Source organism: Variovorax sp. SRS16 (assembly GCF_901827165.1).
Taxonomy (GTDB): domain Bacteria; phylum Pseudomonadota; class Gammaproteobacteria; order Burkholderiales; family Burkholderiaceae_C; genus Variovorax.
In genome coordinates, this window is record NZ_LR594669.1 from 96368 (window position 1) to 123161 (window position 26794).

Below are 26794 nucleotides of genomic sequence, written 5' to 3' on the forward strand. Positions count from 1 at the left end.
AAGAAGAAGGAAACATCCCATGCGCTTCAGGCTCCGCCACCTCTCGCTCGCCCTCGCGGCGCTGTGCACGGCCATCGGCCTGCCGCTGCACGCCCAGGTCCTCCCGGGCGCCTTGCCGACGGGCTGGAACGTCACGTCCGGCGCCGCTGCCATCAGCCGCAACGGCGCGACGCTCAACATCCTGCAGACCACGCCGCAGGCGCTGGTCAACTTCCAGACCTTCAATGTGGGCTCGGGCGCGCTGGTCGACATCCAGCAGCCCGGCGCCAGCGCGGCACTGCTGGCGCGCACCACGGGTGGCGACCCGTCGCAGATCTACGGGCAGATCAAGGCCAACGGCGCGCTGTGGCTCATCAACCCGGCCGGCATCATGGTGGGCGCGGGTGCGCGCATCGACGTCGCGCGCTTCGTGGCCAGTACGCTCAATGTCAGCGACGGCGATTTCCTCGCGGGGCGACTCACATTCACGAGCGGCGCCACGGCAGGCGAAGTGCGCAACGCCGGCACCATCCGCGCGGCGAGCGGCGGCAGCATCTACCTGGTGGCGCCGAGCGTCACCAACACCGGCACCCTGAATGCGCCCAACGGCGAAGTGCTGCTGGCCGCCGGACAGAACGTGCAGCTGATGGACACCGGCACGCCGGGCGTGTCCGTCGCGATCACCGGTGCGCAGGGCGAAGCGAAGAACCTCGGGCGCATCGTCGCCGAGGCCGGACGCATCGGCCTGGCGGCGGGCCTGGTCAGCAACAGCGGCCGCATCGATGCCGACAGCGCGGTGAGCGAAGGCGGCCGCATCTTCCTGCGCGCATCGGGCGACCTCAGGACATCGGCGGCTTCGGACATCAGCGCCAGCGGCACCACCGGCGGCCGCGTCGAACTCATCGCCGACGGCGCGGCCTCGATCGACGGCCGCGTCGCTGCCACGGGCAGCGCAGGCAAGGGCGGCTACGTCGACACCTCGGGCCACGGCTCGCTGGACGTGGTCAACGTGCCATCGGTCGGACGCGGCGGCGAGTGGCACATCGACCCCTTCGACATCGAGATCGTGGCATCGGGCAGCGGCGGCGTCTCCGACAGCGGCAATGCCATCGTGTCCAACGAATCGGGCGCGCACATCGGTGCCGACACCCTCACCGCGCAGCTCGACCTCGGCACGAACGTGAGCATCACCACCGGCCCCTGGAGCGGCCCGTCGCTGGGCAACATCACGGTGTCGGCGCCCATCGCCAAGACCGGCAGCATCGATTCGACGCTGACGCTGAACGCCAGCAACAACATCGTCATCAACGCGCCCATCACCAGCAGCAACAGCGCGCTCGGGCTCAACCTCAACAGCAACTACGCGGGCGGCTACCCCGGCGCCGACCACGCGGTGCAGTTGAATGCGAACCTGAACCTGCATGGCGGCGTGCTCAACGTGTCGGAGGGAGATGGCGGCAGCGGCAACGGCACGATCGACATCATGAGCGGCACGACCTCCCTCGGCGCGGCCACGTCGGCGATCCATGCCGCCGCCGTGAACGTGGCGTCGGGCGCCACCTTGTCGGTGAGCAGCGCGGGCGCCGCGATCTCGGGCAGCCTGAGCAATCAGGGCATGGTGCAGATCGGGCAGGGCGCGACACTCGATGCGCGCTTCGGCGAGGCGAATCCGAACAACGGCGCCATCGTGCTTCAAGGCGGCGGGCAACTTGGCACCGGCGGCACCAGCATCTACAACAACGGCAGCATCAGCGGCACCGGCACCCTCGCGATGGGCGGCTCGGACGGCGCCACGCTGTTCAACAACGGCACGGTGGCGCCGGGCACGGCCGGCACGACGGGGACGCTCGCCGTGCAGGGCAGCTACACGCAGGGCAGCAGCGGCGTGCTCGACGTCAAGCTGGGTGGCCTGGGAACCGGCCAGTTCGATCTTCTCGACGTGGACGGGTCTGCGCGCCTCGGCGGCACGCTCAACATCAACGCGTTGAACGGCTTCGCGCCGGCGAATGCAGCGTATGCCGACTTCATCGTCGCGCGCGGCAGCAACAACGGCGGGACTTTCGACCAGGTGGTGGCGCCGGCCGCCTCATGGTCCGGCGGCGTGGCCTCGCTGTCGGTGAGCTATCCCGCGCAAGGCACGGCCGCGGCGCGCGTGAGCGCGGCGGTGGTCCCTTCGCTGGGCGCCTGCACGACCACGCCGTCGATCGCCGGCTGCATGCTGGTGCTGCCGACCCTGGCCTCCTGCACCACGACGCCATCGCTCGCGGGTTGCTCGGCGGTGTTGCCGACGCTGGCTTCGTGCCAGGTGAGCCCGTCACTGCCGGGTTGCGCGGCGGTGCTGCCGCCCCCGTCCACGGCCACGTTCACGCCGCCGCCCTCCGCGGACATCTGCACCATCGCGCCCAATTCGGCGCTGTGCCAGGTGCTGTCGCCGCCGACCGCGTCCGAGCCGGTGAAGCCCATCCAGCAAGCCAGCAACGAAGTCATCAAGACGGTGACGACGATGCAGTCGACGCCGGTGAGCAACCAGCCGCCGGCTTTCCTGGACGCTTCCTCCGGTTCGTCCTCCGGTGCTTCGTCCAGCAGCGGCAGCGACAGCAAGACCGACGCCAAGAGCGACGCCAAGACGGACACCAAGGAAGTCGCGGCGACCAATGTCGCCAGCAAATCCGAGCCTGCCAAGAAGATGTACTGCAACTGAGGTGCACGCGATGCCATTCGACCAACGACAACGACTTCCGATTCTTCTGCTGCCGCTCGTGGCCCTGCTGCTCGCGGCCCCGGCCGCCCATGCACAGGCCGTCGGCTCGGTGCAGGACCTGAGAGGCACCCTGGTGTCCCGCGGCGCCGATGGCGTGAGCCGTGTGCTGGCGCTGAACTCGCCGGTGCGCGAGGGCGATACGCTGAGCACCGAACGCAACAGCTACGCCCGCGTGGTCTTCAAGGACGATGCCGACATCACGCTGCAGCCCGGATCGGTATTGGTCGTCACGCGCTACGCCTACGACGCCGACAAGCCGCAGCAGGACAAGGTCGAGCTCGGCCTGGCGCAGGGCGCCATGCGCAGCAACATCGGCAAGCTGGCACGGCGCAGCACCGAGGCCACCGTGATCCAGACGCCCATGGGCGTGCTCAAGGGGAGTGCCAGCATGGTCGTCTCCCTCGATCCGAACGCGCATTGATCCGCGAGAAACAAGAGAACGCCATGAACAAATTGCTCATCGTCCTGCTGTTCGGATGGCACGGCGCCGCCGCCCTGGCCCAGTCGCCGAAGCCGCCGAGCCCCGCGCTGCCGCCGGGCCTGTACGTGCAGGTCCTCGACGGACTGATCCACGTCACCAATCCGACCGGTACCTCGAACTTCGCCGCCGGGCAGTTCGGCTACACGGCTTCCATCCAGCAACCCCCGGTCGTGGTGCCGAAGAACCCGGGCATCCAGTTCACGCCGCCGCCTGCATTCAGCACCAGCACCGGTCCGGCAACGACATCGGCCAGCGCCAAATCCAACGCGGTGGATTGCGAAGTGCGCTGAGCGGCCGTACTCATCGCTTCCTGTGCAGCAGCGCCAGGAACTGCTGCGCCGGCAGGCTGAGCGGCCGGTCGTTGCGCACGATGCTGCCGTAGGTCGAGAGCTTGTGCCGGATCGGATAGCGCACGATGCTGAGCACGCCATGCTCGGCGTCGCGCCGCGCGACCGTGGCCGGAATCACGCCGATCATGTGCGACTTGCGGATCAGGTTGATGGTCGTGAGGATCGAGCCGGTCTCGATCAGGCCGCGCGGCATCGGCGCGTGATGCACCTGGAACTCGCGCGCGATGACGTCGCGCATCGGGCTGTTCGCCGGCTGCAGGATCCACGGATAGCCCAGCAGATCGGTGAACGCCACACGTGACTGTGCGGCCAGCGGATGCGCGTTGCCGACCACCACGGCCAGCGATTCGTCGGCGATGGCCTTGAAGCTGCACAGCGCCGCCTCGGTGCCGACGGGCCGGCCCACCACCACCTCGAGCACGCCCTCGTGCAATTGGGCGAGCAGCTTGTCGCTGGTGTCGACCGCGATCTCCATGGCCAGCAGCGGATGCGCCGCCTTGAGCTCGGCGAGCGCATCGGTCAGCCGGCCGGGCGAGGCCGCCATGATGCTGCCGAGCGAGAACTTGCCGATGCTGCCGAGTTCGAACTCGCGCAGTTCGCGATTGAGCGCTTCCATGCTGCCGCGGATGCCCCTGAAGTAGCCCATCACGCGCTCGCCCGCGGGATTGAGTTGCAGGCCGCGCCCCACGCGATCGAACAGCGGCTGGCCCAGCGCGCTCTCGAGCTCATGCAGCATCTTGGTGGCGGCCGGTTGCGTGAGGCCCAGTTGATTGGCGGCCGCGCGCAGCGTGCGCCGCTCCTCCACCGCCAGCATCAGCGCCACCTGCCGCATGCGAATCCGGTTGAGCAGCCGGGGGGTCGAATCCTGCCTGTCGATGGAACCCATGATTGATTACCTCAGGATATTGATCGATAGATAGCTTTCAGTTTACCGGGATCAATCGCGTCCCTACGATGGCACCACTCGACAGATATCGACCACACCCCGGAGACACGGCATGAGAAAACGAATGGCCATCGCGGCCGCGGCGATGATTTCTGCGCTCTGCGCGGGCCCTGCGCTCGCCCAGGACTGGCCCACGCGCAACATCCGGATCCTGGTCGGTTCCGCGCCCGGCGGCGGCACCGACGCCATGGCCCGTGCAGTGGCCGATCGCCTCGGTCCGCTGCTCAAGCAATCGGTGGTGGTCGAGAACCGGCCCGGTGCCTCCAACACCCTGGCGGCCGACGCGACGGCCAAGGCCACCGACGGGCACACGATGGTCATGGGCGTCGTCACGGCCCACGCGATCGCGCCGCACCTGCTCAAGCTCAACTACGACAACAACCGCGACCTGGTGCCGGTGGCCTTCGTCGGCGCCGTCCCGAATGTGCTGGTGGTCAACAACGACGTGCCGGCCACTTCGGTGAAGGCGCTGGTGCAGCTGGCCAGGAAGGAACCGGGCCAGCTCAACTACGCGAGCAGCGGTTCGGGCAGCACCCAGCACATCGCCGCGGAGATGTTCAAGGATGCAGCCGGCGTGGACATCGCGCAGGTGCCGTACAAGGGCAGCGGCCCGGCGCTGGTCGACCTGATCGGCGGCCAGGTGCAGATGAGCTTCGACACGTTGCCGGCGGTGATCGGGCAGATCAGGAACCACAAGATCCGCGCGCTCGCGGTGACCACGGCGAAACGCAATGCGCAGCTGCCCGACGTGCCGACGCTGGCCGAGGCGGGCGTGCCCGGTGTCGAGATGAGCGCCTGGTACGGCATCTACATGCCGGCCTCGACGCCGAAGGCGGTGCAGGCCAAGGTGCACGACGCGGTGAACCAGGTGCTCGCGATGCCCGAGACCCACACCCGCCTCGCGGCCGTCGGCGCCGAGATCACGCCGATGACGCAGGCGCAGTTCGTGGAATTCCAGGCCGCCGAATACAAGCGCTACGGCGAGCTGATCCAGAAGAAGAACATCCACATCGATTGACGCCATGAACCCCACGTCCCTGCCCGTTGTCGCACTCACGCTCGGCGATCCCGCGGGCATCGGCGCCGAGCTGATCGCCCGCCTGCTGGCCCGGCCCGAGACCACCGCGCTGGCCAATGTCGTGCTGGTCGGCGACCGCTGGCTGTGGGAAGACGGACAGCGCATCGCGGGCGTCCGCGTCGCCACCGATGAGGTGCGAACGCTCGCCGAGGTGCGGGCGCGCACGGACATCACGCGCCCCGCGTTGCTCGAAGTGCGCAGCATCGATCCCGCAGCGGTCCATCGCGGCCAGGCCGGGGCGCCGGGCGGCCGGTCGGTGCTGCAGGTGCTCGACCAGTGCATGGACGCCACGCTCGCCGGCGACATCGACGCGATCTGCTTCGCACCGCTCAACAAGCAGGCGATGAAGATCGGCGGCCTGCAGCACGAGGACGAACTGCATCATTTCGCCGAGCACCTGGGCGTGACCGGCTACTTCTGCGAGTTCAACACGCTCGGCGATCTGTGGACCTCGCGCATCTCCTCGCACGTGCCGCTGAAGGATGTCGCGAACTACCTGAGCATCGAGCGCATCGAGCAGGCGGCCGCGTTGATCTACCGCTCGCTGCGCGACAACGGCGTCGCCGAGCCCCGCATCGCGATCGCCGCCTTCAACCCGCATGCCGGCGACGGCGGCGTGTGCGGGCGCGAGGAGATCGACATCATCATCCCGGCGGTGGCGCGCCTGCAGGCCCGCCGCTGGCCGAGCGCGTCGCCTTTCCACGGCCCCTTTCCCGCCGACACCATCTTCCTCAAGGCGCAGGCGGGCGAGTACCAGGCGATCGTGACCATGTACCACGACCAGGGCCAGATCGCGATCAAGCTGATGGGCTTTCGCCGCGGCGTCACGGTGCAGGGCGGCCTGCCGATCCCGATCACCACGCCGGCGCACGGCACCGCCTACGACATCGCCGGCCAGGGCAAGGCCGACGTCGAAGCGACGTGGCAGGCCTTCCGCATCGCGAGCCGCATGGGCGCCGCGCATCGCCTCGACTTCGTCGAGCCCTTCTGAACTTCCGCAGAACCCGAGACCGCACCATGAAGATCCAATCCGTCCGCGCCCGCGTCTTCCAGTGGAAGGGCAAGACCGTTCCGCCGCAGGGCAACTTCTGCTCCAACGCGATGGACCTGCTCTACTCGCCGGCCGAGACCATGAGCACCTTCCGCTTCCACGCCTGGACCGTGGTCGAGATCGAGACCGACGACGGCATCATCGGCCTCGGCAACGTGGCGCTGGCGCCCGGCATCGCCAAGGCCATCATCGACCAGTACCTGGCGCCGCTGGTGATCGGCCACGATCCGTGGGACTACGAATACCTGTGGCAGCGCATGTACCGCGCCACGCACGCGTGGGGCCGCAAGGGCGTGACCATGGCCGCGATCTCGGCGGTCGACCTCGCGATCTGGGACATCCTGGGCAAGTCGGTCGGCAAGCCGGTGTTCAAGCTGCTCGGCGGCCGCACCAAGGAGAAGATTCCCTGCTACTACTCCAAGCTGTACCGCACCGACCTCGATGCGATGCAGGCCGAGGCGCAGAAGTACCTCGACGAAGGCTTCACGATGTTCAAGTCGCGCTTCGGCTACGGCCCGGCGCACGGCACGAGGGGCGTCTCGGAAAATCTGAAGGCGGTCGAAGCCCTGCGCGAGGTGATCGGCTACGACAACGACCTGATGCTCGAGTGCTACATGGGCTGGAACGTCGAATACGCCAAGCGCATGCTGCCCAAGCTCGAGAAGTTCCAGCCGCGCTGGGTGGAGGAGCCGGTGATCGCCGACGACATCGACGGCTACGCCGAGCTGAACCGGCTCACCCCCATTCCGATCTCCGGCGGCGAGCACGAGTTCTCGCTCTACGGCTTCAAGCAGCTGCTCGAACGCAAGGCGGTGAGCGTGGTGCAGTACGACACCAACCGCGTCGGCGGCATCACTGCGGCGCACAAGATCAATGCGCTGTGCGAGGCCTGGTCGGTGCCCGTCGTTCCGCATGCCGGCCAGATGCACAACTACCACCTGACGATGAGCACGCTGGCCTCGCCGATGAGCGAGTACTTCCCGATGTTCGACGTCGAAGTGGGCAACGAACTCTTCTATTACATCTTCGACGGCGAGCCGGTGGCCGAGAACGGCTTCGTGCAGCTCGACGACGACAAGCCCGGCCTCGGCCTCACGCTGAAGACCGAGTACCTCGAGCACTTCGACATCATCGAATAGCCGAGAGACCGTGATGACCCGTCCTTCGGCCGCCCGCCATCAGGGCCTGTTTCCCGTCGTGCCGACGCCCTTCACCGAGCGCGGCGAGCTCGACCTCGCCAGCCAGAAGCGCTGCGTCGACTTCATGATCGACGCGGGTTCGGACGGCCTGTGCATCCTGGCCAACTTCTCCGAGCAGTTCCTCCTGGCCGACGACGAGCGCGAGCTGCTCACGCGCACGATCCTGGAACACGTGGCCGGCCGCGTGCCGGTGATCGTCACCACCACGCACTTCAGCACACGGGTCTGCGCCGAACGCAGCCGCCGCGCGCAGGCCATGGGCGCGGCCATGGTGATGGTGATGCCGCCTTACCACGGCGCGACCTTCCGCGTGCCCGAGCCGCAGATCCACGCGTTCTACGCGCGGCTGTCCGATGCGATCGGCATTCCGATCATGGTCCAGGACGCACCGGCCGCCGGCACGCCGTTGTCGCCTGCGTTCCTCGCACGGATGGCGAAGGAGATCGAGCATGTGGCGTACTTCAAGATCGAGACGGCCGGTGCGGCCTCGAAGATCCGCGAGCTGATCCGCCTGGGCGGCGATGCGATCGAAGGGCCGTGGGATGGCGAGGAAGCGATCACGCTGCTGCCCGATCTCGAAGCCGGTGCCACCGGCGCGATGACCGGCGGCGGATTTCCGGACGGCATCCGGCCGATCCTCGATGCCTACCGTGCGGGTCGGCGCGACGAAGCCATCGCAGCCTACGAGCGCTGGCTGCCCTTGATCAACCTCGAGAACCGCCAGTGCGGGCCGCTCGCCGCCAAGGCGCTGATGAAGGAGGGCGGCGTGATCGCCTGCGAGGCGCCGCGGCATCCGTTTCCCGAATTGCATCCGGCCAGCCGCGCGCTGCTGATCGAGACCGCGCGCCGTCTCGGCGCGAAGGTATTGAAATAGCTCGCCCCCAGGCTGCGCGCACTTCGTGTCGCTTCGCCTACCCCCTGCCGGGGGCAACACCGGCGGCCCGGCGGAGCCGGTTCCGCGGTGTTTCTTGAATGGACCCTGAGCCGATCTGGCTTTTTTTCCTGCGTTGCGAAAGGCGCATTGCGCCAGGGAGGACCATGGATATGCGACGACACGACAACCTCATCAACGGCGAATGGCACGCCGGCGCCAGCTACAGCGCCAACACCAACCCGAGCAACCTGGGCGACGTGCTGGGCCACTACACCCAGGGCGATGCCTTGGCGCAGGGCACCGACATCGGCCCGGTCTCCAGCGGCAGCCAGCTCCAGCAGGATCTTGAATACATCGAGATCGGCGGAAAGGAAGGCGCCACGCTGGCCGCGGGCGGCGAGCGCCTGAAGCTAGACACCGAGTTCGGCCTCTCGGCGGGCATCGCGACGACGAGCCTGAAGTACGCGACGCACTTCAAGCACCACAGCCAGGCGGGGATGGTGATGGTGAACCTGCCCACGGCAGGGGTGGACTACCACGTGCCCTTCGGCGGGCGCAAGGGCTCGAGCTACGGGCCGCGCGAGCAGGGGCGCTATGCGCAGGAGTTCTTCACGGTGGTCAAGACGGCCTATGTGCAAGCCGGCTGAAAGACATGACTGCGCGTCCCGCATGCTTCATCGCGCTCACGGGCCTGCTGGCCGTGCCGGCGGTCGCGCATGCGGCGCTGGCGCAGCCGTGGGACTGGCTGCTGACCCCGCTCTCGGGTGCCGGCGAACACCACATCGCGAGCCGCACGGCATGGCATGCGCGGCTGATGGTGCTCGGCTGGGGCGTCCTGCTGCCGCTCGGGGCATTGGGCGCGCGCTTCTTCAAGATCCTGCCCGGACAGGACTGGCCGCGGCAGCTCGACAACAAGACATGGTGGCACGCGCACCGTGCATTGCAGTACGCCGGTGTGTGGGCCATGACCGTCGGACTGGGCCTCGCATGGGGACTCGGCAGCGGCCACGGCAGCGCCGCGCGCGTGCACGCGTGGCTCGGCTGGAGCCTGTGCGCCGCAGGCTGGCTGCAGATCGCGAGCGGCCTGCTGCGCGGCAGCAAGGGCGGGCCGACCGATGTCCGGCTGCGCGGCGACCACTACGACATGACCCGCCGGCGCATCGGCTTCGAGCGGCTGCACAAGTCGCTGGGCTGGCTGGCGATCGTGCTGGCGGTGGTCAACATCGTTCTGGGACTGGTCATCGCCGATGCGCCGCGCTGGATGGCGGTCGTGCTCGCGGGCTGGTGGTCGGGTTTCGGCATCGCATTCATCGGCCTGCAACGGCAGGGACGCTGCATCGACACCTACCAGGCGATCTGGGGACCGGGCCGTTCGCACCCGGGTCATCGACAAGCCCCCATCGGTTGGGGCGTGCGGCGCTACTGAGGGAGACATGATGTCCGGGCTGGAACTCAACAACGTGGTCAAGCGCTTCGGCGACGTGACGGTGGTGCAGCAGATGGATCTCGTCATCGAGGACGGCGAGTTCGTCGTGCTGCTCGGTGAATCGGGCTGCGGCAAGAGCACCACGCTGCGCATGATCGCCGGGCTCGAAGAGGTGAGCGAAGGCCGCATCGCGATCGGCGGGCGCGACGTCACGCGCGCGGCGCCGATGGCGCGCGACATCGCGATGGTGTTCCAGAACTATGCGCTCTATCCGCACATGGACGTCGGCGCGAACATGTCCTTCGCGTTGCGCCTGGCGGGGCGTCCACGGGCCGAGATCGACGAGAAGGTGGCCGCCGCCGCCAAGGTGCTGAACATCGGTCATCTGCTCGCGCGCAAGCCCAAGGAGCTGTCGGGCGGCCAGCGCCAGCGCGTGGCGATCGGCCGCGCGATCGTGCGCGAGCCCCGCGTGTTCCTGTTCGACGAGCCTTTGTCGAATCTCGATGCCAAGCTGCGCGGGCACATGCGCGCCGAGCTCGCGCTGCTGCACGAGCGGCTCGGCAAAACCACGGTCTACGTCACGCACGACCAGGTCGAGGCGATGACGCTGGCCTCGCGCATCGTGATCTTCGACCAGGGCCGCGTGCAGCAGGTGGGCACGCCGTCGGAGGTGTTCACGCGGCCGGCCAGCCTGTTCGTGGCCGGCTTCATCGGCACGCCGACCATGAACTTCTTCAAGGCCCGCTGCGTCGAGGAGGCCGGCCGGCGCCTGCTGCGCGGCGAGGGCTTTGCCTGGGAACCGCCTGCATGGCTGGCGGCGAGCCCGCCCGGACCCGAGCAGGGCCTGACGCTCGGCCTGCGCCCGCAGGCGCTGCATGCCAGCCCCGGCGCCGCGCGCCTGCGCGTGAAGGTCGATGTCGTCGAGTACCTGGGCACCGAAAGCCAGATCGTCGGCCACATGGTCACGCCCTCGGGCCAGCGCGTGGCCACGATGCTGCCGGGCAAGGCCCACGCGCTGCTGCACCACGACCTCGATCTCGGCTTCGACAGCGAAGACCTGCATGTTTTCGACAGCGACAGCGGGCGCTCCCTGCGCCGCTGATCGCTTTCCAACCACAGAGAGGAAAAGAACCATGAAAAGAAGAGACTTCGTCAAGGGCGCCAGCGCCGCGCTGATCGGTGCCGGCCTGCCGCCCGGCCGCGCGCTCGCGGAAAGCCGCCATGCCAGGTACGCCGGCCAGACCGTGACCTTCAACATCCCCGCGCATCCGCACTACGACGCGATGCTCAGGATCCTGCCCGCGTTCACGAGGGAAACCGGCATCCAGGTCGAGATCGACAAGCTCTCGATGGCCCGCATGAAGGACAAGCAGCTGCTCGAGATGGCCAAGCCGCAGGGCGACTACGACCTGGTGTCCTATGTGGTGATGTGGAAGGGCGAGTACGTCGCGAAGAACCTCATTCATCCGCTCGAGCCCTTCTTCAAGAATGCCGCGCTGGCCGATCCGGCCTACGACATCCAGGACATCATCCCGATCTACTTGGAGAACATCGGCCTGGTCGGCGGCCCGAAGGGCTACCTGGCCGGGCCTGGCGCCGGGCTCTACGGCCTGCCCTATGGCGCCGAGACTTCGGTGCTCGCCTACCGGCGCGACATCTTCGCCAGGCACAACCTGCAGCTGCCCACCAACTACGACGAGTTCGCCAGACTGCTGCCGGTGCTCAAGGACAAGGAAGGCATCGGCGCGCTGACCTCGCGCGGGCAGGCCGGGCACCAGTGCGTGCATGCGTGGCTGCTGCACCTGAACCCGCTCGGCGGCAGCATCTTCGACGATCAGTGGAAGCCGCGTTTCAACGACGAGGTGGGCATCAAGGCGCTGAAGTTCCTGCAAGAGGTGGTGGCCACCGGGCCGGCGGGGATTCCGGCGTACGGGCAGGGCGAAAGCAACACCGCGTTCCTGCAAGGGCAGGCCGCGATGTACCTGGACTCGACCTTGATGTCGGGCCTGGTCAACGATCCCGCGCAATCGAAGATCGTCGGCAAGGTGGGCTGGGCATTGCACCCGATGGGCGTGCGCCGCGCATCGCAATCCGGCGGCCTGGGCCTGGCGATTCCGAAGAACGCGAAGAACGCCGACGCCGCCTTCCTGCTGATGCAGTGGCTCACCGCCCGAGCGCAGGACAAGGCCTGCAGCCGGGTCGGCGGCACGCCGGTGCGCAGCTCCACCATGCTCGATGCCGAACTCGTGAAGAAGTATCCCGAGTTCGTCACCTTCAGGGAGGCGCTGAAGTACGCCAACCCCGACTGGCGGCCCATCGTTCCGATGTGGGACAAGATCAACGTCCAGGCATTGGGCGTGGGCATCTCGGAAGCGCTGACGGGCCGCAAGACGGCCGAGCGCGCGCTCGACGACCTGGTCGCGCCGGTCACGCAGATCATGCGCGAAGGCGGCTACAAGGTCTGACGATCATGTGCCGCCGCGCCCACGCCCGTTCGCCGTCGCCGGAGGCCTGATGCGCAGGCCTGCCTGGGTTCCGGCCCTCTTTCTCGGCCCGGCCGTGCTCATCATGGCGGCGGCCTGCCTCTATCCGGTGCTGTCGGCCTTCCGGCTCGGCTTCTTCGACTGGAACATGGGCACGCCGTGGCACGATGCGCGCTGGGTCGGCTTCGACAGCTTCGTCTCGGCCTTCTCCAATCCGCGCGTCTGGTCGTCGATGGGGACCACGCTGCTGTTCGCGGCGGTGTGCGTGAGCGCCGAGATGGTGCTGGGCATCGCGCTCGCACTGGCGCTGGAGCGGCCGGTGCGAGGCACGGCCTTCTTCCGCACCCTGTTCATCCTGCCGATGATGATCGCGCCGATCGCGGTCGGCCTGGCGTGGCGCTATCTGTTCGATGCGCAGTTCGGTCTGATCAATGCGGTGCTGGGCCTGTTCGGCATCGCGGCGCGCGGCTGGCTGGCCGACCCGACCCTGGCCTTCGCGGCGATCGTCGTCGCCGACATCTGGCAGTGGACGCCCTTCGTCTTCATCATGATGGTGGCCGCGCTGGCCAACGTCGACGGCGCGGTGATCGAAGCCTCGCGCATCGACGGCGCGGGCTGGTGGCAGATGACCTTCCGCGTCAAGCTGCCGATGGTGATGCACGTGATCGCCATCACCCTGATGATGCGGCTGATCGACGCCTTCCGCGTGCTCGAAGTGATCTACGTGCTGACCTTCGGCGGACCCGGCGATTCCACCGAGATCCTCGCGCTGCACATCTACAAGACGGCCTTCGTCGGGCAGCAGCTCGGCGCCGCGGCGGCCATCTCGGTGCTGCTGCTGGTGGTGGTGGCGCTGCTGTCGTGGGGCGCGCTGCGGCTGTCGAACCCGCTCGAGAACGATTGAGGCACGGGCATCATGAAACGTCCTCCCCTGATCGTCGCGCTGCACTACGGCATGCTGATCGCGCTGGCCGTGCTGTGCGTCGCGCCGATTGCAATCATCTTCGCCACCAGCCTTCGCCAGCAGGTGCAGATCTTCGCCGCGCCGCTCGACTTCATCTTCACGCCGACGCTGGAAAACTACCGCGCCGTGCTGCAGGAAGACAGGTTCAGCAGCTATCTGATGAACAGCCTGTTCGTCGGCATCGTCTCGACGGCGGTGACGCTGGTGCTCGGCTGCATGGCGGCCTATGGCCTGGCGCGCTTTCGCTTTCCGGGCCGGCGCGCGGTGGCCTGCACCACGCTGCTGTTGCGCACCGTGCCGCTGGCGGTGCTGGCGATTCCGGTCTTCATGATCTGGAGCCAGTGGCACCTCGTCAACAGCCTGTGGGGGCTGGTGCTGCTGTACGTGGCGGTGAACCTGCCCTTCACCATCTGGCTGCTCTACGGCTTCGTGCTGCAGGTGCCGATCGAGCTGGAAGAGGCCGCGGCCATCGACGGTTGCGGCCCGGTCAAGGTGTTCGTCAAGGTGCTGCTGCCGCTGATGGCGCCGGGGCTGGCGGCGGCCTCGATCTTCACCTTCCGCATCGCGTGGAACGAATTCATCCTGGCGCTGGTGCTGACCGACCGCCACACCCGCACGCTGCCGGTGGCGGCCTCGCTCTTCATCACCGATCTCGGTGTGGACTGGGGCAAGGTCATGGCCATGGGCAGCCTGATCGCGATTCCGCCGCTGATCTTCACCTTCGTCGCTGCGCGGCAAATCATCACCGGGCTCACGGCCGGTGCAGTCAAGGGATGACGACATGCCGAACCCGCCCGCCACCTTGCGCCGCAGGGCGCTGATCCAGGCCGCTGCCGCCTACGGCGCGATCGGCTCGATGCCCGCGGCGCGCGCACAGGGCGTGTGGGACAAGCTGCGCGGGCAGACGCTGCGCGTGAGCTATCCCGGCCCGCATCCGCACTACGACGCGGCCGAGCAGCTGTTCGGCGACTTCACGCGCGCCACCGGTATCAAGATCGAGCGCGACCGCGCGCCCTACCTCGACATGAAGGCGCGCCAGCTGGCGTCGATGCGCAAGCCCGAGGGCGACTACGACGTCGTCACCTACCTGATCGCGTGGAAGACCGAGTACGTCAAGCAGGGTCTGCTGCGACCGCTCGACGACATGCTGGCCGATCCGCGGCTGGCGATGGCCGACTACGATTTCAAGGACCTGATCCCCGCGTACGTGCAGGCCATCGGCCTGGTCGGCGGCCCGAAGATGTACCTGCCCGGTCCGGGCGCCCGGCTGTACGGACTGCCCTACGGCGCGGAGACCAGCGTGCTGGGTTTCCGGCGCGACATCCTCGAGCGGCAGAAGCTGCAGGTGCCTTCCACCTACGACGAACTGCTGCGCGCCTGCGAGCTCATCCGCGACAAGGAAAAGATCGCCGGCGTCGCCTCGCGCTCGCAGGCCGGCCACCAGATCACGCATGCCTGGCTGCTGCACCTGTCGCCCTTCGGCGGCCAGGTCTTCGACGCCGGCTTCAGGCCGGCGCTGCACGAGGACGCCGGCGTCCGGGCCGCCGAGACGCTGGCCCGCCTGGTCGAGACCGGCCCGGTCGCAGCCGGCAAGGCCGGCTTCGACGAGATGCAGGCCGCGTTCCTGAACGGCGAGTGCGCGTTCTATCTCGACACGCTGGCCGTCATGGGTCCGGCCAAGGATCCCAAACGCTCGAAGGTGGCGGACAAGGTGGCCTACGCGATGCATCCGAGCGGCACGCGCCTGTCGGGCCAGACCGGCGGCTTCGGCCTTGCGATTCCGAAGAACGCGCGCCATCCCGAGGCCGCCTGGGTGTTCCTTCAGTGGCTCACGAGCAAGGCCAACGACCTGCGGGTCGCGACGCTCGGCGGCAACACGGGCCGCTGGTCGACGCTGGCCAATGTGGACTTCAAGATCAGGAATCCCGAGCAGGGCATCCTGCCCTTTGCGCTGCGCGCGGCCAATCCCGACTGGCGGCCGCTGATTCCCGAATGGGACGAGATGAGCAAGGACATCATCGGCCAGGCCTTGCCCGATGTGTTGACGGGCCGGCGCACGGCGCGCGACGCGCTGGTTTCCACCGTGCCCCGGCTCGAATCGCTGCTGCGAAGCGGCGGCTGGATCGGGCCGCCCGAGGCGGCGGCGCGACGAACGCCCGCGCGCGAGCTGGAGAAGCGGACATGACGCATCCCATGCTGGAAGCGGTTGCCGGCATCGAGGTGTTCGATCCTCGCCTGGCGCCCATCGTCGCGGGCGCACGCCTGGAGCAACTGTGCACCGGCGCGCGATGGAGCGAGGGTCCGGTGTGGATGCACGAGGACGGCGCGGTGCTGTGGAGCGACATTCCGAACGACCGGATGCTGCGCTGGTCCGAAGCCGACGGCATGAGCGTGTGGCGCACCGGTGTCGAGTTCACCAACGGCCACACGCGCGATCTCGGCGGCGACCTGCTGCACTGCTCGCATGGCCAGCGCGCCATCGTGCGCACGCGCGTGTCGGCTGGCGGCGTGCGGGCCGGCGCGCCCGACGAGATCGTGGTCGACCGCTACCTCGGCAGGCGTCTCAACTCGCCCAATGACATCGTCGTGAAGCGCGACGGAACGATCTGGTTCACCGATCCGCCCTACGGCATCGCGAGCGACCACGAAGGCCACAAGGCAGAGCGCGAACAGCCGGCCAACTTCGTGTTCCGCTTCGACCCGTCGAGCGGTGTTCTCGACGCCATGACCGGCGCCGTGCAGGAACCCAACGGACTGGCCTTCTCGCCCGACGAATCGCTGCTCTATGTCAGCGACACCTCGGCCGCGATGCGCAGCGACGGCCGTGGCCAGCATCACCTGATGGTGTTCGACGTGCGCGGCGGCGCGCTCGCCAACGCGCGCGTGTTCGCCGAGGTCGCGCCCGGCCTGCCCGATGGCTTCCGCCTCGACGCGCAGGGTTGGATCTACACCAGCAGCCTCGACAGCGTGCAGGTCTACCACCCCGACGGCGCGCTGCTGGGCAAGATCCGCGTGCCCGAGAAGGTGGGCAATCTCACTTTCGGCGGCGCGCGGCGCGACCAGCTCTACATCGCGGCGAGCAGCTCGCTCTATCGCATCACGCTTCGTACCGAAGGAATCCAACGCCCATGACACGCGAGATCCTGTTGCTGGTGGAGAAATGCAGCCACTGCTTCAGCTACTACGACATCGGCAGCGGCGAGCGGCTGCACAGCATCCTGCTCGACGAGTTTCCGCACGAGTTCGTGGTCGATGCGGCGACGCGCTACGCCTATGTCGGGCACTACGGCGTCGAGACCTCGGGCCACCTGGGCGCGGGCGGCACGCGCATCTTCCAGATCGACCTGGCCGCGCGCCGGCTCGCGCGCAGCATCGACATCGCGCCTTTCAACCGCCTGCACGGCATGCAGATGGACGCGCAGGGCCGCCTCTACGCCCTGAGCGAGGAGCGCGCGCAGCTGGTGGTGCTCGACCATCCGGAGCGCGACAGCGCGCCATCCCGCGCGGTGCCGACCGGCGGCATCAAGAGCCACCTGTTCGCGCTGACGCGCGACGGGCAGACGGCTTACGTGATGAACCTGCTCTCGCACACCGTGACCCGGGTGCGGCCGCACGACGCCACCGTCACGCCGCTCGCCTGTTCGCCGGGCCAGAAGCCCGAGGGCTATGCGCTGTCGGCCGACGAGAAGACGCTCTACGTCACCAACCGTTGGAGCCACACGCTCGCCGCGATCGACACCGCGACGATGAAGGTGCTGCGCGAAGCGCCCTCGCGCGAGGATGCGACGCGGCTCTATCTGCATCGCGACGGCCGGCTGCTGGTCACCAACTACGGCGAGCGCAGCCTCTCGGTGGTCGATCCGGCGAGCCTGAAGGAGATGGCCTGCATCCCGATGGCGGCACGCGCGATCGCGCTCAGTTTCCATCCGAGCCGGCCGCTCGCCTTCGTGAGCCAGGACGATGATCGGATCGGCTGTTTCAACATGCAGACGCTGGCCTTCGAGCGCTTCATCGCCACCCAGCGCGAGCCGGATGTCTCGCGCGTGGTGATGCTATGAACGCCGCGGCTGCAGGCACGCGGGTCGCGCGCGCTTCGATGCCATCGAAGGTCGCATCGAATGCTGCCTATCGGCTGGGCCCGTGCGCCGCGATGGATTCTTTGGCGCCGCTCTTTCTCATCGTGATCGCATGGAACGGGCAGACCACGGCGCAATCGCTGCAGCCCGTGCACCGATCGGCCTCGTGCAGCACCGACGACTTGCGCCATTGCACGACCTCCAGGCTGAGCAGGTGGATGTCGCAGGCGGCGACGCACCAGCCGCAGCCCGTGCAACGCGCCGTGTCGACATCGGGCAGCCAGCCGGGCCGGTGCGGCCGGGCCGGCGGGCGAAGCGATCCGGCCGAGTCATCGACGGGGGCGCTGCGCATGGGTTCGTCCATCGTTCAGGTCCGGTTGCGATGGCCCGCGTGATGCTTCACCAGAAGCGCCACCACGGGCGCCGCCGCAGGCGCAGCGCCAGCGGCCGTGTGTCGAGGCGATCGAGGAGGTCGGCCGCGGCGCCGAAGCGGCTCTGCGCCGCATCCTCGGGCGCGCGGGCGAACTCGGAGGGCCGGCCGTCGGATCGAACGTTGCCACGGGGCCGATCGGCAGGCGCGAGCGCATCGTGGGCGGAGAGGGTGCCGAAGTCGGTCATGGCCCTATTCTGGCGCCTGTTCCGGCAGGACGCAGCGTCATGGCCGGATGGGCGGCGCGTCATAGGGAAAATACTTTCCGCATGGATGGCCGATACTCTCGTTCGACCGACCCACTGCCCACCTCATGACCCGACTTGACGACCCCCTGCACGATGCCGAGATCGGCTCGCGCGACAGCACCCTCGACACCACCCGCATCGACGACGTGCGCATCGGCGCGGTGCGCCCGCTGATCACGCCCGCGCTGCTGCAGGAGCGCGTGCCGGTGCGCGACGACACGCTCGCGCTGGTGGAAGCCAGCCGCGCCGCGATCGCCGACGTGCTGCACGGCCGCGACGACCGGCTGATCGTGATCGTCGGACCCTGCTCGATCCACGACCACGACCAGGCGCTCGAATACGGCCAGCGCCTGAAGGAGGTCGCCGATGCGCTGCAGGACGACCTGCTGATCGTCATGCGCGCCTACTTCGAGAAGCCGCGCACCACGGTCGGCTGGAAGGGCTACATCAACGACCCGCACCTCGACGGCAGCTTCGCGATCAACGAAGGACTCGAGCGCGCGCGCCGCCTGCTGCTGGCGCTGACCACGATGGGCCTGCCCACCGGCACGGAGTTCCTCGATCTGCTCAGCCCCCAGTTCATCGCCGACCTGATTGCCTGGGGCGCGATCGGCGCCCGCACCACGGAAAGCCAGAGCCACCGCCAGCTCGCCTCGGGACTGAGCTGCCCGGTCGGCTTCAAGAACGGCACCGACGGCAGCATCAAGGTCGCGGCCGATGCGGTCCTCGCGGCACGCGCCGCGCACGCCTTCATGGGCATGACGAAGATGGGCATGGCCGCGATCTTCGAAACGCGCGGCAACCAGGACTGCCACGTGATCCTGCGCGGCGGCAGGGCGCCCAACTACGCGGCCGCCGACGTGGCGGCGAGCTGCGAGACGCTGCAGGCCGCCGGCCTGCGCCCGCAGGTCATGATCGACGTCTCGCACGGCAACAGCAGCAAGCAGCACGCGCGCCAGATCGTCGTCGCGCACGAGGTGGCGGCGCAGATCGCGGCGGGCGAGCATCGCATCACCGGCGTGATGATCGAGAGCCACCTCGAAGAAGGGCGGCAGGACCTCGTGCCGGGCACGCCGCTCAGGCACGGCGTGTCGATCACCGATGCATGCATCGGCTTTTCGCAGACCGTGCCGGTGCTGCAGGCGCTGGCTTCGGCGGTTCGGGCGCGGCGAAGTTCATCGCCTGCGCCCGGACGCTGAGTCCGGGCCCGGCGCTTTCCCGCGGCGACGGCTACTTGAAATAGTAGCTCTGGAGATTGCGCCGATAGCGGTCCGGCGATTCCACCCACATCGTGCTCGATGCGACCTGCGGGTCGGCGAGGAAGTTCAAGGTGGTGCTGACCGTGCCGGCCGCGGCCGGCAGCACCGAGGTCTCGACCTGATCGACGGGCGCGAACGCGGCATCCTGGCGCCGCATCTGCACGGTGGCCTGGCTCAGCGGATAGACGTTGCTGGCCGAGAAGGCCAGCGTTCCCGACGTGAAGCTGTTGAAGGCGGTGACCGTGTCCGGTGCGATGACCGGGAACACCCCGGGGGCCGCGGCCTCGGCCAGGGTCAGCGGGCGGCGCTGGACCTTCATGCGGTAGGCGCCGTCGGGGGTGCCGGTCGGCATCACGACCTGGGTGCCGGCACTGTCGTAGGCCTTCAGCGTGTAGACCGAATCGTCCGGGATCGCGGCAATGGCCGCATCGTCGAGAACGGTGGTCGCGCCCGGACAGTCCGAGGCCATCACATAGGTCTCGATACCACGGCCGACGATTTTCCATCGTTCGCCCGGCACGGGCTCCTCGTAGCGCAGCCCGCCGGCGGGCAGGCCGGCGCCGGTCACGAGGATGTACTTGATCGTGCCGCCGTTGTTGGCGTTGTTGCGGTCCACGATGTTGAACTCGATGCCGGTGTCCGTGCAGGTGACCGCGCTCGCGCCCGGCATGCCATGGTGGAGCGACGTGGTGGCGAACCAGTCGAGGTCGAGGTCGCGCTGGTCGCCGTGCAGCCGCCAGATGCCGTCGGTGCCCTTGCGAATCTTCCAGTCCTCGATGCGGCCGAGTTCGATGCCCTGGCCGGTCTTGGGTGTCAGCGAAACGTGCGCGGTGATCTTGGCCGGGTCGCTGTAGTCGATCTGGTGAATCTCGATGTCGGTGAACGAGATGCCGATGAAATCCGAAGCCTGGATGAATTGATTGAGCCAGGTTGCGCGGTTCTGGTCGTTCCACATGAAGGTGCTGGTCATCAGCGGCGAGAGATCCGACGAGTTCGGCAGGCCGGTCGCGAACTTGGCGGAGAAGTCTTCCAGCACCTTCTTCACGAGCGCCTGGTCGGACAGGCCGGTGACGACGTTGTCGCTGCTCAAGGTGGCCGGCGAGGGCTCGGCGGCCGCCTGCTTCGACAGGTCGTCGAGCACCGTGATCGCGTTGAGGATGTTGGAGATGGTCGCCGTGTTGGCCGCCGTGTCGTACTGCACGCGGATCACGTCGAGCGCCTTGTCGATCGGGTCGGCGAGCGGCGTGAAGGTGCCGTGCAGCAGATCGATGGCCGCGTCGACGCCGAGGGCGGTCAGCACGGGCAGCAGCTTCTCCTTCAGCTTGCTGACCTCGGCATCGACCAGCGCCTTGCTGGCCAGGCCGGCATTGCCGCTCTGCTCGAACTTGTCGAAGTAGTTCGCCGCGATCTGCCCCGCGATGTTGGAGACGACCAGGTTGGTCAGCTGCGTGATGTTGATCTTGCCGTCGATGTCGGCCTCGGTCGCGACCGAGTGGACGGTCACGGTCATGCCGTTGACCGTGCCCTCGGCGCGGAAGACGAAGGGCGCCGTCATCCCGCCGACATCGACCGTGTAGGCGCCATTGGTGCCGATCGGGGACATCCGGGTGGCACCGAGGGAGTCCTTCACCGTGACGGAGCCCACCAGCGGTGCGCCCATCGCGGCGACGCCGGAGATCTGCGCGCCCGTGGCGGCAACGCCGCCTGCGTTGTCGCTGTTGCCGCCAGTGCCCGTCCCGGTTCCATTGCCGCCGCCGGTCTCTGCGAGACTACCGAACCCGGCGAGGCTGCCGCTGCCGCCATTGCCGCCGCCTCCGCCGCCGCAGGCGGCCAACGATGCCGCCAGCGCCAGGCTTGCGTATTTGAACTTCCAACGTGCTGCTGATTTCTTCAATTCCTGCTCCAGTTTCCAAAAGATGCTTGTGTGCGATCGATGCGCCTTCTGAAGGGCACGGTCGGCGCCCCCTGGAAACTACCGGCAGCCGAATGCAGGGACATCCGCAGTTCATGGGGTACCCCATGTGCATATGTCACGATCGGGCGTGCGAACATTCGATGCCTGCCCCAGGAGCTGTTGTCTGCCGATGCCGATCCCCCGAGCCCCCGTCAGCGTTGCCCTCGTCGAGGACGACCCGGGCATGCGCGCGCGTTTCGAACGCGTCATCCGTGCCGAGCCCAGCCTGCGCTTCGCCTTCGGGGCATCGACGGCCGGCGAACTGCTCGAGTGGTTCGCGAACAATGCGGTCGACGTGCTGCTCGTCGATCTGGGGTTGCCGGACTGCTCGGGCCGGGAGGTCATTCGGCGCTGCCGCGATCTGCAGCCGGCCTGCGCGATGATGGTTCTCACCATCTTCGGCGACGAGATGAACATGCTGAACGCGTTCGAGGCCGGCGCCGGCGGCTACCTGCTGAAGGACGGGACGGAAGCCGACCTGGCCGCGCACGTGCTGAGCCTGCATGCGGGCGGCTCGCCGATGTCGCCGATCATCGCGCGCCAATTGCTGGTGCGGTGGCAGGGCCGCACCGAGACGCCGAAGGCCGATGTGCTGCCTGCGAGCGACGCCCTGTCGCCGCGCGAGAGCGAGGTGCTGGCGCTGGTCGCGCGCGGCTTCACCTACGCCGAGACGGCCGAACGCATGGGCATCCTGCTCTCCACGGTGCAGAGCCACGTGCGCAACATCTACGGCAAGCTGGACGTGCACAACAAGGCCGAGGCCGTTTTCGAGGCCAGGCAACTCGGCCTGCTGCGCTAGTGCTGCCGCAGGCCGGTTGCCAGGTGATGCGGCGCATGGCGCGCGCCTGTTCGATCCTGATGCTCTGCGCCCTGATGGCGCTGCCCGGGTTCACGCCGGCGTTCGCCGCGACCGATGACGGGATCATCACGCTCGAAGCGGCCCACGCGCGGCTGGAGCCCCGGGGTGCCGCGCCGCGCGAGGGCGAGGTCGACCTCGCGCGCCGCTGGGACCGCGACTTCCCCGGCCTGGGCGGCCGCGCGACCTACGACGTCGCACTGCCGCCGCGCGTCGGGTCGGAGCCCATGGCCTTGCTGTTCTCGCGTGTCGGCAACCAGGTGCACGTGCTGGTGAACGGAACCACGGTCCAGCGCTGGGGCGACCTGGGCGATCCGCTCTACGACGCCAGCAAGACCATGCGCATGGTGACACTGCCGGCGGCCCTGCTGCATGCCGACCGTCCCAACGCGTTGCGCGTCGAGGTCACGATCCAGCCCCAGCGCCTGGGCGGCCTCTCGGTGCTGCGCTACGGTCCGCGCGAGGCGATCGAAGATCTGTACGACGCGCAGATCCTGTGGCGGGATCTCGCGATGCTGCTCTTCGCGGCCGGCCTGGTCGGGATGGGCGCGCTCACCGCACTGCTCTGGTGGCGGCAGCGCGACCCTTTCTATGGCTGGTTCAGCCTGTCCGCGTTCCTGGGCGTGACGCGCGTGATCGATCGCTCGTGGGCCGACCTGCCGCTGCCCTGGCCGCTGCTGGGCGCCGTGGCTGCGATTTGCTATTCGGCCCATATCGCGTTGATGTGCCGGTTCGTGCTGATGGCGCTGGGTCCGGTCCCGCGCGGCATGCAGCGCGCCATCGATGGGGTCATGGCGGCGGCGGCGATCCTCGACATCCTCGCCTTCGCGCTGCACCTGCCGCTGCTCATGACCCTGGGACTCGTCCTGCTGCCGATCCTCGGACTTGCCACGCTGGTAGCGATCACGCGCGTGGCATGGGTTCGTCACAGCACGAAGGCCTGGGTTCTCTCGGCGGCCATCGCCGGCGCAATGGCGACGGGCGTGTATGACATCGTCATGATCCGGATCGCCGGCGCGAGCGGCTTGCGCAATACCTATTCGCAGCATGCGCTGTTCGCCTTCGTCCTGCTCATGGCCTGGTTCATCGCCGAGCGGTACAGCCGTTCGGTGGCGAACTACCACGCACTCAATGCCGACCTGGCCCGCCGCGTCGAGGAGCGCGAGCGCCAGCTGCACGAAGCCTTCGATTCGCTCAGGGAGCAGCAGCACCATCAATCGGTGTCGAACGAGCGGCAGCGCATCATGCGGGAGATCCACGACGGCGTGGGTTCGCAACTCGTCGGCCTGCTGAACATGGTGACGCAGAAAGGCGCGGATGCCGCCGCGCTGAAGGACCAGGTGCAGCTGGCGCTCGATGAAATGCGCATGGCGGTCGATTCGCTGCAGCCGGCGCACGACGACCTCTCCACCTTGCTGGCGACGCTGCGCTATCGCCTGCAATCGCGCCTGCAGGCCGCAGGCGTCGCCGTGGTCTGGGACGTGGCCGAGCTGCCGGAGCTCCAGCAGCTGCCGCCGCATGTCGTGCTGCATGTCCAGCGGATCCTGCTGGAGGCATTCACCAACGTGCTGAAGCACGCGCGGGCGTCGCAGGTGACGGTGCAGGCTCGCTGGCGCGACGAGGACGCGCCGTGCGTGCTGCTGCGCATCGCCGACAACGGCATCGGACTTCGCACGGACGAGGGTGCCAGCGAGGCGCAGATTCACGGCCGCGGCCTGGACAACATGCGCGCCCGGGCGGCCGCCATCGGCGCCGTGTTTCGTCTCGAGCCGTCGGCAGGCGGCGGGACCTGCGTTGCGCTGGAATGGCGGGTCGAGCGGCGAAGAACCCGGGCCGACACCGCCGGATAGCCGGCACCGCATGCGGGCGCTGCGCCGAAGTCTTCGCCGCCCGGTCCGCGTTCGCTCGGTTAAGCTCATCGGACAAAGGAGCCGACGGCGCGGACATGAATCAGAAGCCCTCCGACCCTGAGCGCAGCCCCGCCCAAGCCAAGGCCGTGCCCGACTTCCTGGCCGCCGGCGGGGAGATGGGCGCGCTGATGCGCGCGCACGACTGGCGCGGCTCCTCGCTCGGGCCGCCCGCGCTGTGGCCGCAGGCGCTGCGCACCGTCGTTCGCCTCATGCTCAACAGCGGGCATCCGATGTACATCTGGTGGGGTGCCGATCGGGCCTGCCTCTACAACGATGCCTACCGCGAATCGATCGGGCCGGAACGCCATCCCGGATCGCTGGGCCGGCCCGCGCGCGAAGTCTGGGACGAGATCTGGCACGTCATCGGGCCGCAGATCGAGCAGGTGATGTCCGGCGGCGGCGCGACCTGGCACGTCAACCAGCTGCTGCCGATCACGCGCCACGGCCGGCGCGAGGACGTGTACTGGACCTACAGCTACAGCCCCATCGACGACGAGCACGCGCCCGGCGGCATCGGCGGCGTGCTGGTGGTCTGCACCGAGACCACGCAGCAGATGGTCGCGGCCCGCCGGCTGGCGACCGAACGCGATCGGCTGGCCCAGCTCTTCGAACAGGCGCCGACCTTCATGGCCCTGCTGCGCGGTCCGGATCACCGGTTCGAGATCGCCAATCCCGGCTACCTGCGCTTGATCGGCCACCGGCCGGTGCTGGGCCGAACCCTCGCCGAGGCGCTGCCCGAGGCCGTCGAGCAAGGCTACCTCGCGCGGCTCGACCAGGTCTTCGCCAGCGGCGAGGCCTTCGCGGCCAGCGGCGCGAAGTTCAGCGTCGAGGCCGTGCCGGGCGGGCCTGTGGTCGAGCGCTTTCTGGACTTCGTCTGCCAGCCCATCAAGGATGCCGACGGCACGGTGACCGGCATCTTCGTGGAGGGCGCCGATGTCACCGAGCGCGAGCAGGCGCAGGAGCAGCTGCGGATCGAGCGCGAGCGCCTCGACCTGGCGCTCGGCGCCGGCCGCATGGGGGCCTACGACATGAACCTCAGGGACGGCACCCTGTGGTGGTCGCCGCAGATGTACCCCCTCTTCGGCGTCAGCGCCGAGGACTTCGTGCCGACGCCGGAGGGCGTTCTCGCGCTGATCCATCCCGACGAGCGGGACACCTTCCTGCGCCTGCGCACGCAGGCCATCGCCGAGCGCCGGCCTTTCTTCCACGAGTTCCGCATCCAGCGGCCGGACGGCACGCCAGTGTGGGTCGGCCATCGGGGGCAGGCCGAATACGATGCCGAGGGCCGCCCCCTGCGCAGCTTCGGCGTCACCATGGACATCAGCGAACGCAAGCAGGTCGAGGACATGCTGCGCGACGCGGACCGCAAGAAGGACCGCTTCATCGCCGTGCTCGCGCACGAGTTGCGCAATCCGCTGGCGCCGATCCGCAATGCGATCTATCTGCTGCGCCGCATCGACGCGGCCGATCCCAAGGTCGGCTGGTGCCACGACGTGATCGATCGGCAGGTGATGCAGATGGCACGCCTGCTCGACGACCTGCTGGATGTGTCGCGGTTGACGCGCGGCCAGCTGCGGCTGCGTCTGCAGCCGCTCGGCCTGGCCAGCGTCATCGAACAGGCGGTGGAGATCGCGCAGCCGCTGATCGATGCCGGCGGCCACGCGCTCACCATCACGCTGCCCGCGCAGAGCCTGGACCTGGAGGGCGATCTCACGCGGCTGGCCCAGGTCTTTTCCAACGTGCTGATCAACGCCGCCAAGTACACGCCGGCGCGGGGCGCGATCGCGCTCGATGTCCAGCGCCAGGGCGACGAGGCGGTGGTGACGGTGACGGACAGCGGCATCGGCATCGCGCCGCAGCACCTGGCGCGGATCTTCGAGATGTTCGGACAGGTGGAGTCGGCGCTGGACCGCTCGCAGGGCGGGCAGGGCATCGGCCTTTCGCTGGCCAAGGGACTGCTGCAGATGCACGGCGGGACGATCAGCGCCTTCAGTGAAGGCGTGGGCAAGGGCAGCCGCTTCGAGATCCGTCTGCCGCTGACGCCGCAGACCGCGCCGGCGGATTCGGCCGAAGCGCGCACCGAGCCCGGCGCCTTGGCCGAGCCCGGCTATCGCATCCTGATTGCCGACGACCTGCGGGACACGGCGGACAGCCTGGCGCTGCTGCTCGAGGCCATGGGCCACGTCGTCGAGGTGGCCTACGACGGCGAACAGGCCCTTCGCGTGGCCGAGGCCATGCAGCCCGAGGTCGTGCTGCTGGACCTGGGCATGCCGCGGCTCAACGGCTACGAGGCATGCCGGCAGATCCGCGCGACGCCATGGGGCGCCGCGGCGATCCTGGTCGCGCAGACCGGCTGGGGCCAGGCGCATGACCGCGAGCGCACGCGCGAGGCGGGCTTCGACCACCACCTCATCAAGCCGGTGCAGCCGGAGGCGCTGGTGGCACTGTTTCGGCGCCGGGCCTGAGGCG

At 68.5% G+C, this 26794-nt stretch carries 23 protein-coding genes and 1 pseudogene; 20 read left to right on the forward strand and 4 right to left on the reverse strand.

The genetic code is table 11. The features are described from left to right. Positions 1-19: 19 nt before the first annotated feature. The 3 genes from E5P2_RS35420 to E5P2_RS35430 are packed head-to-tail and all read left to right on the forward strand — an operon-like array spanning position 20 to position 3511. Positions 20-2680: a two-partner secretion domain-containing protein gene (locus E5P2_RS35420; RefSeq protein WP_162571744.1), complete on the forward strand. Its 2661-nt coding sequence runs from the start codon at positions 20-22 to the stop codon at positions 2678-2680. Positions 2681-2690: 10 nt separating this feature from the next. Next, complete coding sequence (locus E5P2_RS35425; RefSeq protein WP_162571745.1) at positions 2691-3161, forward strand: FecR domain-containing protein; 471 nt, start codon at positions 2691-2693, stop codon at positions 3159-3161. A gap of 23 nt (positions 3162-3184) precedes the next feature. Further along, complete coding sequence (locus tag E5P2_RS35430; RefSeq protein ID WP_162571746.1) at positions 3185-3511, forward strand: hypothetical protein; 327 nt, start codon at positions 3185-3187, stop codon at positions 3509-3511. Positions 3512-3521: 10 nt separating this feature from the next. On the opposite strand, the gene E5P2_RS35435 is transcribed toward E5P2_RS35430, so the two are convergent. Beyond that, complete coding sequence (locus E5P2_RS35435; RefSeq protein ID WP_162571747.1) at positions 3522-4457, reverse strand: LysR family transcriptional regulator; 936 nt, start codon at positions 4455-4457, stop codon at positions 3522-3524. Between the two features lie 112 nt (positions 4458-4569). Between E5P2_RS35435 and E5P2_RS35440 the strand changes: the two genes are divergently transcribed. The 13 genes and pseudogenes from E5P2_RS35440 (at position 4570) to E5P2_RS35500 (ending at position 17650) form a co-directional block, all read left to right on the forward strand. Next, the gene (locus tag E5P2_RS35440) at positions 4570-5535 is read left to right on the forward strand and encodes a Bug family tripartite tricarboxylate transporter substrate binding protein (protein ID WP_162571748.1); all 966 of its coding nucleotides are present in this window, start codon (positions 4570-4572) and stop codon (positions 5533-5535) included. Between the two features lie 4 nt (positions 5536-5539). Continuing rightward, positions 5540-6586, forward strand: a complete 1047-nt coding sequence (locus tag E5P2_RS35445) for a 4-hydroxythreonine-4-phosphate dehydrogenase PdxA (RefSeq protein ID WP_162571749.1) — start codon at positions 5540-5542, stop codon at positions 6584-6586. A gap of 26 nt (positions 6587-6612) precedes the next feature. Continuing rightward, positions 6613-7785: an L-rhamnonate dehydratase gene (locus tag E5P2_RS35450; protein WP_162571750.1), complete on the forward strand. Its 1173-nt coding sequence runs from the start codon at positions 6613-6615 to the stop codon at positions 7783-7785. A 13-nt stretch (positions 7786-7798) separates the two neighbouring features. Then, on the forward strand, positions 7799-8719 hold the full coding sequence (locus tag E5P2_RS35455) for a dihydrodipicolinate synthase family protein (RefSeq protein WP_162571751.1): 921 nt from the start codon (positions 7799-7801) through the stop codon (positions 8717-8719). 278 nt (positions 8720-8997) lie between these two features. Further along, positions 8998-9366 (forward strand): annotated as a pseudogene (locus E5P2_RS35460) (aldehyde dehydrogenase family protein); the annotation flags it as partial. 5 nt (positions 9367-9371) lie between these two features. After that, complete coding sequence (locus E5P2_RS35465; RefSeq protein ID WP_232081034.1) at positions 9372-10145, forward strand: cytochrome b561 domain-containing protein; 774 nt, start codon at positions 9372-9374, stop codon at positions 10143-10145. 10 nt (positions 10146-10155) lie between these two features. Further along, positions 10156-11247, forward strand: coding sequence for an ABC transporter ATP-binding protein (locus tag E5P2_RS35470; protein WP_162571752.1), 1092 nt, complete (start codon positions 10156-10158; stop codon positions 11245-11247). A 31-nt stretch (positions 11248-11278) separates the two neighbouring features. Continuing rightward, positions 11279-12610, forward strand: a complete 1332-nt coding sequence (locus E5P2_RS35475) for an extracellular solute-binding protein (RefSeq protein WP_162571753.1) — start codon at positions 11279-11281, stop codon at positions 12608-12610. Positions 12611-12659: 49 nt separating this feature from the next. After that, on the forward strand, positions 12660-13532 hold the full coding sequence (locus E5P2_RS35480) for a carbohydrate ABC transporter permease (RefSeq protein ID WP_162571754.1): 873 nt from the start codon (positions 12660-12662) through the stop codon (positions 13530-13532). Between the two features lie 12 nt (positions 13533-13544). Beyond that, positions 13545-14369, forward strand: a complete 825-nt coding sequence (locus tag E5P2_RS35485; protein ID WP_162571755.1) for a carbohydrate ABC transporter permease — start codon at positions 13545-13547, stop codon at positions 14367-14369. Positions 14370-14373: 4 nt separating this feature from the next. Then, on the forward strand, positions 14374-15777 hold the full coding sequence (locus E5P2_RS35490) for an ABC transporter substrate-binding protein (protein WP_232081035.1): 1404 nt from the start codon (positions 14374-14376) through the stop codon (positions 15775-15777). Further along, complete coding sequence (locus E5P2_RS35495) at positions 15774-16724, forward strand: SMP-30/gluconolactonase/LRE family protein (protein ID WP_232081036.1); 951 nt, start codon at positions 15774-15776, stop codon at positions 16722-16724. Before E5P2_RS35490 ends, E5P2_RS35495 begins: the two co-directional genes overlap by 4 nt. Continuing rightward, positions 16721-17650 carry a YncE family protein gene (locus E5P2_RS35500; protein WP_162571756.1) on the forward strand — a complete coding sequence of 310 codons (930 nt, stop codon included), beginning with the start codon at positions 16721-16723 and terminating at the stop codon, positions 17648-17650. Before E5P2_RS35495 ends, E5P2_RS35500 begins: the two co-directional genes overlap by 4 nt. Before the next feature lie 67 nt (positions 17651-17717). On the opposite strand, the gene E5P2_RS35505 is transcribed toward E5P2_RS35500, so the two are convergent. Continuing rightward, on the reverse strand, positions 17718-18020 hold the full coding sequence (locus E5P2_RS35505; protein ID WP_162571757.1) for an ATP-binding protein: 303 nt from the start codon (positions 18018-18020) through the stop codon (positions 17718-17720). A 47-nt stretch (positions 18021-18067) separates the two neighbouring features. Beyond that, positions 18068-18286 (reverse strand): hypothetical protein, encoded by a 219-nt coding sequence (locus E5P2_RS35510; RefSeq protein ID WP_162571758.1) that lies wholly within the window; start codon positions 18284-18286, stop codon positions 18068-18070. Between the two features lie 125 nt (positions 18287-18411). On the opposite strand from E5P2_RS35510, the gene E5P2_RS35515 reads away from it, so the two are divergent. After that, complete coding sequence (locus E5P2_RS35515) at positions 18412-19545, forward strand: 3-deoxy-7-phosphoheptulonate synthase (RefSeq protein WP_162571759.1); 1134 nt, start codon at positions 18412-18414, stop codon at positions 19543-19545. A gap of 31 nt (positions 19546-19576) precedes the next feature. On the opposite strand, the gene E5P2_RS35520 is transcribed toward E5P2_RS35515, so the two are convergent. After that, complete coding sequence (locus E5P2_RS35520; protein WP_162571760.1) at positions 19577-21499, reverse strand: hypothetical protein; 1923 nt, start codon at positions 21497-21499, stop codon at positions 19577-19579. Positions 21500-21689: 190 nt separating this feature from the next. Between E5P2_RS35520 and E5P2_RS35525 the strand changes: the two genes are divergently transcribed. From E5P2_RS35525 to E5P2_RS35535, 3 genes are all read left to right on the forward strand, one after another. Then, positions 21690-22358 (forward strand): response regulator transcription factor, encoded by a 669-nt coding sequence (locus E5P2_RS35525; protein ID WP_162571761.1) that lies wholly within the window; start codon positions 21690-21692, stop codon positions 22356-22358. A 35-nt stretch (positions 22359-22393) separates the two neighbouring features. Beyond that, positions 22394-24265 (forward strand): sensor histidine kinase, encoded by a 1872-nt coding sequence (locus tag E5P2_RS35530; protein WP_232081037.1) that lies wholly within the window; start codon positions 22394-22396, stop codon positions 24263-24265. Between the two features lie 95 nt (positions 24266-24360). Further along, positions 24361-26790: an ATP-binding protein gene (locus E5P2_RS35535; RefSeq protein WP_162571763.1), complete on the forward strand. Its 2430-nt coding sequence runs from the start codon at positions 24361-24363 to the stop codon at positions 26788-26790. The last annotated feature ends 4 nt before the right edge of the window (positions 26791-26794 follow it).

Coding starts and splice junctions, on each gene's coding strand:
- E5P2_RS35475 (WP_162571753.1), top strand. CDS start 11,279: ATGAAAAGAAGAGACTTCGTCAAGGGCGCCAGCGCCGCGCTGATCGGT.
- E5P2_RS35445 (WP_162571749.1), top strand. CDS start 5,540: ATGAACCCCACGTCCCTGCCCGTTGTCGCACTCACGCTCGGCGATCCC.
- E5P2_RS35530 (WP_232081037.1), top strand. CDS start 22,394: ATGGCGCGCGCCTGTTCGATCCTGATGCTCTGCGCCCTGATGGCGCTG.
- E5P2_RS35480 (WP_162571754.1), top strand. CDS start 12,660: ATGCGCAGGCCTGCCTGGGTTCCGGCCCTCTTTCTCGGCCCGGCCGTG.
- E5P2_RS35470 (WP_162571752.1), top strand. CDS start 10,156: ATGTCCGGGCTGGAACTCAACAACGTGGTCAAGCGCTTCGGCGACGTG.
- E5P2_RS35490 (WP_232081035.1), top strand. CDS start 14,374: ATGCCGAACCCGCCCGCCACCTTGCGCCGCAGGGCGCTGATCCAGGCC.
- E5P2_RS35500 (WP_162571756.1), top strand. CDS start 16,721: ATGACACGCGAGATCCTGTTGCTGGTGGAGAAATGCAGCCACTGCTTC.
- E5P2_RS35420 (WP_162571744.1), top strand. CDS start 20: ATGCGCTTCAGGCTCCGCCACCTCTCGCTCGCCCTCGCGGCGCTGTGC.
- E5P2_RS35535 (WP_162571763.1), top strand. CDS start 24,361: ATGAATCAGAAGCCCTCCGACCCTGAGCGCAGCCCCGCCCAAGCCAAG.
- E5P2_RS35485 (WP_162571755.1), top strand. CDS start 13,545: ATGAAACGTCCTCCCCTGATCGTCGCGCTGCACTACGGCATGCTGATC.
- E5P2_RS35435 (WP_162571747.1), bottom strand. CDS start 4,457: ATGGGTTCCATCGACAGGCAGGATTCGACCCCCCGGCTGCTCAACCGG.
- E5P2_RS35425 (WP_162571745.1), top strand. CDS start 2,691: ATGCCATTCGACCAACGACAACGACTTCCGATTCTTCTGCTGCCGCTC.
- E5P2_RS35510 (WP_162571758.1), bottom strand. CDS start 18,286: ATGACCGACTTCGGCACCCTCTCCGCCCACGATGCGCTCGCGCCTGCC.
- E5P2_RS35495 (WP_232081036.1), top strand. CDS start 15,774: ATGACGCATCCCATGCTGGAAGCGGTTGCCGGCATCGAGGTGTTCGAT.
- E5P2_RS35430 (WP_162571746.1), top strand. CDS start 3,185: ATGAACAAATTGCTCATCGTCCTGCTGTTCGGATGGCACGGCGCCGCC.
- E5P2_RS35515 (WP_162571759.1), top strand. CDS start 18,412: ATGACCCGACTTGACGACCCCCTGCACGATGCCGAGATCGGCTCGCGC.
- E5P2_RS35455 (WP_162571751.1), top strand. CDS start 7,799: ATGACCCGTCCTTCGGCCGCCCGCCATCAGGGCCTGTTTCCCGTCGTG.
- E5P2_RS35450 (WP_162571750.1), top strand. CDS start 6,613: ATGAAGATCCAATCCGTCCGCGCCCGCGTCTTCCAGTGGAAGGGCAAG.
- E5P2_RS35440 (WP_162571748.1), top strand. CDS start 4,570: ATGAGAAAACGAATGGCCATCGCGGCCGCGGCGATGATTTCTGCGCTC.
- E5P2_RS35505 (WP_162571757.1), bottom strand. CDS start 18,020: ATGCGCAGCGCCCCCGTCGATGACTCGGCCGGATCGCTTCGCCCGCCG.
- E5P2_RS35525 (WP_162571761.1), top strand. CDS start 21,690: ATGCCGATCCCCCGAGCCCCCGTCAGCGTTGCCCTCGTCGAGGACGAC.
- E5P2_RS35465 (WP_232081034.1), top strand. CDS start 9,372: ATGACTGCGCGTCCCGCATGCTTCATCGCGCTCACGGGCCTGCTGGCC.